Origin of the sequence: Dietzia sp. B44, from assembly GCF_014145245.1 — a bacterium.
In the GTDB taxonomy this organism is placed as follows: domain Bacteria; phylum Actinomycetota; class Actinomycetes; order Mycobacteriales; family Mycobacteriaceae; genus Dietzia; species Dietzia natronolimnaea.
In genome coordinates this window covers 1-6,307 of the sequence record NZ_JAALEF010000142.1, presented here as the reverse complement: position 1 = coordinate 6,307, position 6,307 = coordinate 1, and the positions used below count along the sequence as shown (strand labels likewise).

General features: G+C 70.8%; 7 protein-coding genes. 2 read left to right on the top strand and 5 right to left on the bottom strand.

The features are described from left to right. The 5 genes from G6017_RS05640 to G6017_RS05620 all read right to left on the bottom strand — a co-directional run. A partial coding sequence (locus G6017_RS05640) for an ATP-binding protein (RefSeq protein WP_182616348.1) occupies nt 1–1,417 on the bottom strand: 1,417 nt, incomplete at its 3' end. Between the two features lie 165 nt (nt 1,418–1,582). Then, nucleotides 1,583–2,263 carry a Maf family protein gene (locus G6017_RS05635; RefSeq protein WP_182616345.1) on the bottom strand — a complete coding sequence of 227 codons (681 nt, stop codon included), beginning with the start codon at nt 2,261–2,263 and terminating at the stop codon, nt 1,583–1,585. A 21-nt stretch (nt 2,264–2,284) separates the two neighbouring features. After that, the gene (locus G6017_RS05630) at nt 2,285–2,674 is read right to left on the bottom strand and encodes a cupin domain-containing protein (protein ID WP_182616343.1); all 390 of its coding nucleotides are present in this window, start codon (nt 2,672–2,674) and stop codon (nt 2,285–2,287) included. 199 nt (nt 2,675–2,873) lie between these two features. Beyond that, complete coding sequence (locus G6017_RS05625; protein ID WP_347237949.1) at nt 2,874–3,155, bottom strand: acyl-CoA carboxylase subunit epsilon; 282 nt, start codon at nt 3,153–3,155, stop codon at nt 2,874–2,876. Further along, nucleotides 3,152–4,801 (bottom strand): acyl-CoA carboxylase subunit beta, encoded by a 1,650-nt coding sequence (locus tag G6017_RS05620; protein ID WP_182616341.1) that lies wholly within the window; start codon nt 4,799–4,801, stop codon nt 3,152–3,154. Before G6017_RS05620 ends, G6017_RS05625 begins: the two co-directional genes overlap by 4 nt. Before the next feature lie 106 nt (nt 4,802–4,907). Here G6017_RS05620 and G6017_RS05615 point away from each other — a divergent pair, with 106 nt between their 5' ends. Together G6017_RS05615 and G6017_RS05610 are read left to right on the top strand one after the other, a co-directional pair. Next, nucleotides 4,908–5,786, top strand: coding sequence for a biotin--[acetyl-CoA-carboxylase] ligase (locus G6017_RS05615; RefSeq protein WP_182616338.1), 879 nt, complete (start codon nt 4,908–4,910; stop codon nt 5,784–5,786). Between the two features lie 3 nt (nt 5,787–5,789). Then, a partial coding sequence (locus G6017_RS05610; protein ID WP_182616336.1) for a PH domain-containing protein occupies nt 5,790–6,307 on the top strand: 518 nt, incomplete at its 3' end.

Here is a 6,307-nt window from a genome sequence, read left to right as displayed (position 1 = left end):
GCTCGTCGTCGTCGGCGGGGGCACCGGTGGCGCTCCACGGCTCGATCGGGTTGTCCCACTCCTCCTCGATCCACTTGGTGTAGACGTCGAAGCCCTTCCCGTCACCCACGAAGGCGGGGTTGGCGACGACGTGGGCGTGGAACGGGATGACGGTGGCCATTCCCTCGACCGTGAACTCCGCGAGGGCACGGGCCGACCGCGCGAGCGCCTGGTCGCGGTCCTCGCCCCACACGATCAGCTTGGCCAGCATCGAGTCGAACTGGCCACCGATCGTGTCGCCCTGCTCGACGCCGGAGTCGACGCGGACGCCCGGCCCGCTGGGCTCGTGGTAGCCCGTGATCGTGCCGGGGGCGGGCAGGAAACCGCGTCCGGCGTCCTCGCCGTTGATGCGGAACTCGAACGCGTGGCCGCGCGGGGTCGGGTCCTCGGTGAACTCGAGCACCTCACCCTCGGCGATCTTGAACTGCTGCAGCACGAGGTCGATGCCCGCGGTCTCCTCGGTGACCGGGTGCTCCACCTGGAGGCGGGTGTTGACCTCGAGGAAGGAGATCGTGTCGCCCTGGACCATGTACTCGACCGTGCCGGCGCCGTAGTAACCGGCCTCCTTGCAGATGGCCTTGGCGGAGTCGTGGATCCGCTTGCGCTGGTCGTCGGTGAGGAACGGGGCCGGGGCCTCCTCGACGAGCTTCTGGAAGCGACGCTGCAGCGAGCAGTCGCGGGTGCCGGCGACGACCACGTTGCCGTGCTGGTCGGCGAGGACCTGGGCCTCGACGTGGCGCGCCTTGTCGAGGTACTGCTCGACGAAGCACTCGCCGCGACCGAAGGCGGCGGTGGCCTCACGGGTGGCCGAGTCGAAGAGCTCGGCGACCTCGGACATCTCGTGGGCGACCTTCATCCCGCGCCCGCCGCCACCGAAGGCGGCCTTGATGGCGATGGGCAGGCCGTACTCCTCCGCGAACTTCACGACCTCGTCGGCATTGGCGACGGGGTCCTTGGTGCCGGCCGCCATCGGAGCCTTGGCGCGCTCGGCGATGTGGCGGGCGGTGACCTTGTCGCCCAGGTCGCGGATGGCGCTCGGCGGGGGGCCGATCCAGATCAGCCCGGCGTCGATGACGGCCTGCGCGAAGTCGGCGTTCTCGGAGAGGAAGCCGTACCCGGGGTGGATGGCGTCGGCCCCGGACTTGGCGGCGGCGTCGAGGATCTTGTCGAAGACCAGGTACGACTCCGCGGAGGTGGTGCCTCCCAGGGCGAAGGCCTCGTCGGCCAGCTTGACGAACAGGGCATCGGCGTCGGGCTCGGCGTACACGGCCACGCTGGCCAGACCGGCGTCCTTCGCCGCGCGGATCACACGTACAGCGATCTCGCCGCGGTTGGCGACGAGGACCTTGGTGATGTGAGAGCTGGCATGACTGGGCACTCAGGGCCTCCTGGTGATGGACGTCTCTTAGACCGGTGCGCCCGGTAGGGGCACCGATATTCTCCAGCAGTCTAATGAGAGGCCCCCCTCATGTGTGGGTTTGGGGGTCGAAGGGCTGCCCCACGGGGGCGGGCCGAGCGGGTCGTCGCCTCTCTGACCTGCTGTTCAGCTGCGGAGCTCGGGCCGCCACAACTGGTGCGCGTGGATCCCGGCCCCCTCGAGGAGGCGCCGCAACAGCGGAAGGCTGAGTCCGATGACGCTCGACGGGTCGCCGTCGATCCGGTCGATGAACCAGCCGCCGAGCGACTCGATGGTGAAGGCGCCGGCGCACTCGAGGGGCTCGCCGGTGCGGAGGTAGACGTCGAGGTCGGCGTCCGACGGGGCGCCGAAGTGAACCGTGGTGTCGGAGGTGTCGGTCCCGCTCCGGGTGACGACGAGGGGGTCGTCCCCGGTGAGGTCGGCGACCATCAGTGCGTGGCCGGTGATCAGGACCCCGTGACGACCGCGCATCTTGCGCCACCGCGCCATCGCACGCTCGTAGGTGTGCGGCTTGCCCTCGAGCCGGCCGTCGACCAGGAGCATCGAGTCGCAGCCCACCACGATGAGCGTGTCGGCACCCGCGGCACGGGCCTCGGCCGCGAGTGCCCCGCCCTCACGATCGAGGACGTCCTGCGCCTTGGCGCGGGCCAGTTCCTCCACCACGCGCACATGCGGGGTGCCCGCGGGGAGCGCGGCCTGGAGGGCGTCCTCGTCGACCAGCGGGTGTCGGATGAGCGGGTCCACGCCGGCCTGCTGGAGGATCCGCAGTCGGGACGGGGAGGCCGAGGCGAGGACGAACGTGATCATGGACCCAGCGTAGCCAGGGCCTCAGGCCCGCGGCAGCAGCATGGTGACGGTGAGCGTGGTGGGCTCGAGCGCGCGCACCGAGTGCCGCAGCCTCGGTGTGAGGTGGAGTACCTCACCGGGCACCAGGATGACCGTGCGGTCGGGCAGGCCGAACTCCACCCGGCCCCTCAGGACCTGGACGAGGATCGGGTGGTGGGCCGCGTGGTCGCCGAGTTCGTGACCCTCCGCGAACTCGAACGCCACGATCTTCGCGGTCTCGTCCTCGTGCACGACGGAGGCCCGAGGCCGGTTCTCGAAGGGCTCGGCGCGACCGATGATGTCGGTCAGATGGGTGGCGGTGCCCTCGGTGGTCCCGGCGCGGCTGCCGTGGTCGCGGTCGTCGCGTTCGGGGGTGGTGGGCTCGTTGGACACGCGGCGCCTCCTGGGAGTTGGTGTCCCCCAACCTACGGGCCGGGCGTCCGGTGTGGTTGCCGCGTAGCCGGTTCGCATCCGCCCACGCGCCTGTACGGACAGACCACAGTCGCCCCCGGCGTCGCACTCCCGCAGGTGCTTCGGTGCGCGCGGGCGTGCAGGGACGGGGGCGGCTGTGGTGCCGCCGGGCTGGGCCGGGTCAGTACTGGCGGCGGTTGAGGAACGACGTGGGGTTGTACCCGAACGGCGGCCGCAGTCGGTCCTCGTAGGATCCCCAGTCGTCCTTGATGCCCGTGGGGAACTCGCCCTCGTGGACGGCGTTACCCTGCGCGGTCGCCAGTACGGCGGACAGGATGCCCACCTCGACCGCGGTGGGGTTGCCGCGCACGACCTGGAAGAACGGCGCCGCGGCCTTCTCGTCCGTGGCCTCGTTCTCCACGGCCGTGTTCTCCGCGTCCTGCTGCTGCTCGGCGGCGGTCACAGCGGGATGTTCCCGTGCTTCTTGGCGGGCACCTCGACGACCTTGCGGTCGAGCAGGCGGAGCGCCTGAGCCACCTGCAGGCGGGTGTGCGACGGCGGGATGACGGCGTCGACGTAACCCCGCTCGGCGGCGACGTACGGGTTGACGAGGGTGTCCTCGTACTCGGCCTGCAGCTTCAGGCGCAGCGCGTCGACGTCTTCGCCGTTCGCGGCGGCGGCCTTCAACTGCTCGCGGTAGACGAACCCGACGGCCCCGGAGGCGCCCATGACAGCGATCTCGGCGGTCGGCCACGCCAGGTTGATGTCGGCGCCCATGTGCTTGGAACCCATGACGTCGTACGCGCCGCCGTAGGCCTTGCGGGTGATCACGGTGACCTTGCCGACCGTGGCCTCACCGTAGGCGTACAGCAGCTTCGCGCCGCGGCGGATGATCCCGTCGAACTCCTGGCCGGTGCCCGGCAGGAAGCCGGGGACGTCGACCAGGGTCAGGATGGGGATGTTGAAGGCGTCGCAGGTGCGGACGAAGCGCGCGGCCTTCTCGGAGGCCTTGATGTCCAGGCAGCCCGCGAACTGGGTGGGCTGATTGGCCACCACGCCGACGCTGCGGCCCTCGACCCGGCCGAACCCGACGATCACGTTCATGGCGTACTGCGCCTGGGTCTCGAGGAACTCGCCGTCGTCGACGATGTGCGAGATGACCTCGTGCATGTCGTACGGGCTGTTGGAGGAGTCCGGGATGATCGTGTCCAGCTCGTGGTCCTCGAGGGTGAGGTTGTCCTCGATCGCGCCCTCGGTCGGCGGGACCGGGAACCGGGGGGCCTCGGCCCGGTTGTTGCTGGGCAGGTAGGACAGCAGGTCCTTGACGTAGTCGAGGGCGTCCTGCTCGTCGTTCGCGGTGTAGTGGGAGACGCCCGACTTGGTCATGTGCGTGGTGGCGCCGCCGAGCTCCTCCTGGGTGACCTCCTCGCCGGTGACCGTTTTGATGACGTCCGGGCCGGTGACGAACATCTGCGAGGTCTTGTCGACCATCACGGTGAAGTCGGTGAGGGCGGGGGAGTAGACGTGTCCACCGGCGGAGGGGCCCATGATCAGGGACACCTGGGGGATCACGCCGGACGCCTGGACGTTCCGGTGGAAGATCTCGCCGTAGAGGCCGAGCGAGACCACACCCTCCTGGATGCGGGCACCGGCGCCGTGGTTGATGCCGATCATCGGGCGGCCGGTCTTGAGGGCCAGGTCCATGACCTTGACGATCTTCTCGCCGTAGACCTCACCGAGGGAGCCGCCGAAGACGGTGGCGTCCTGCGAGAAGACGCAGACGCTCCGGCCGTCGATGGTGCCGTACCCGGTGATGACACCGTCGCCCAGCGGCCGACGCTCGGCCAGGCCGAAGGTCGTGGCGCGGTGGCGGGCGAGCGCGTCGATCTCGACGAACGAGCCCGGATCGAGCAGGTTCTCGATCCGCTCGCGGGCCGTCATCAGGCCCTTGTCGTGCGTCCTGTCGACCGCGGCCTGTCCCATCGGTGCACGGGCTTCGTCGAGCCGCCGACGCAGCTCGGACAGCTTCCCGGCGGTCGTGTGGATGTCGGGCGTCGCAGCGTCGGTCTGGACGTCGTCACTCACGTCCGGTTCTGAGGCAGTCGTCATGTTGTAAGACTCTAACGACTCGGGTGGCTCCGTGGCGACGTGACCCGGCCTACTCCCCCGACACCGACCCCGCCGTCGGGCGGGGTTCGGACCTACTCTGGACGTCGTGCACGCAGACCCCGGACCCGAATCGCCGCGCCCGCTCGACGCCGATGCCCTCCGCCGGGAGCTGGTCGAGAGGCCGGGTGCGCCGTACAGCTCCCTCGAGGTCCTGGAGGAGGTCGGGTCGACCAACGCCGAGGCGATGAGGCGAGCGGGACTGGGCGCCGCGGACCGCGGTGTGCTCCTGGCCGAGTACCAGGCCTCGGGACGCGGGCGGCTCGGACGCACGTGGACGGCGCCTCCGCGGACCCAGGTGGTGGTGAGTGTCCTGCTGCGGCCCGGCTCGGTCTCACCCACCCTGTTCGGGTGGCTGCCCCTGGTCACGGGTCTCGCGATCCGGGACGGACTCGTGGCGGCGGGCGGGGTGGACGCCACGCTCAAGTGGCCCAACGACGTGCTCGTCGACGGGGGCAAGATCGCGGGGATCCTCTCGGAGATGACGACGGTCCCCGCGGAGGGGGACTTCGAGTTGCGCCTTCCCGCGCTGGTGGTGGGTGTGGGGATCAACGTGACACTGACGCGGGAGCAACTGCCCGTCCCGCACGCGACCTCCCTCGCCCTCTCCGGTGGGACGACCGACCGTGACGTCGTCGCACGGGCGGTCCTCGAGGCCCTGGCGCACCGGCACGAGCAGTGGCGTCGATGCGAACGCGGGAGCGGATCGACCATCTCGGACGAGCTCATGGCCGAGTACTCGGCGGCCTGCTCGACCGTCGGGGCCGAGGTCCGCGTCGAACTGCCGGGCGACGTCGTACGGACAGGGCGGGCCGCACGCGTGGACAGGGAGGGCCGCCTCGTCGTCGTCACCCCGGACGGGGAGCTGTCCGTGGCCGCCGGGGACGTGACCCACGTGCGTCCGGCCGCCGGCCGGTGGGGCGGCTGACCCGTGGGGTTCGTCCGTTCGGTCGTCTCTCCGGGGGAGACGCTGATCGTCCACAGCCACCCGCACTGGCGCGCGCTCGTGCGCCCCGCACTGGTGACGGTGATCGGCGCCGGTCTCGCCGGGATCGCCGGGGGGTTCATCGAGACGCAGGTCGTGCACTCGGGGGACCGGGCCGCGACCTGGGCGATGGTGGCGGGGATCTACCTCCTCGTTGTCCTGCGCTTCGGCCTGTGGCCCGCGCTGCGGTGGGCGCGCACCGACCTCGTGGTGACCGACGAGCGCGTGCTCTACCGGCCGGCCGGCTCGACGCGACGGTGTGTCGACGTGCCGTTGCGCCGGATCAGTGCCGTGCGGTTCCGGCACACCCTCACCGACCGGGCCCTGGGCACCGGGTGTCTCATCCTCGAGTGCGGACACCTGCCCCCGGTCGAGATCGACCATGTCCCCGCCGTGGCGCGGGTCCACGCCACGGTCTACGACGAACTGCTCCGTCTGCCCCCGGTGCCCCCGCCCGGCCCCCT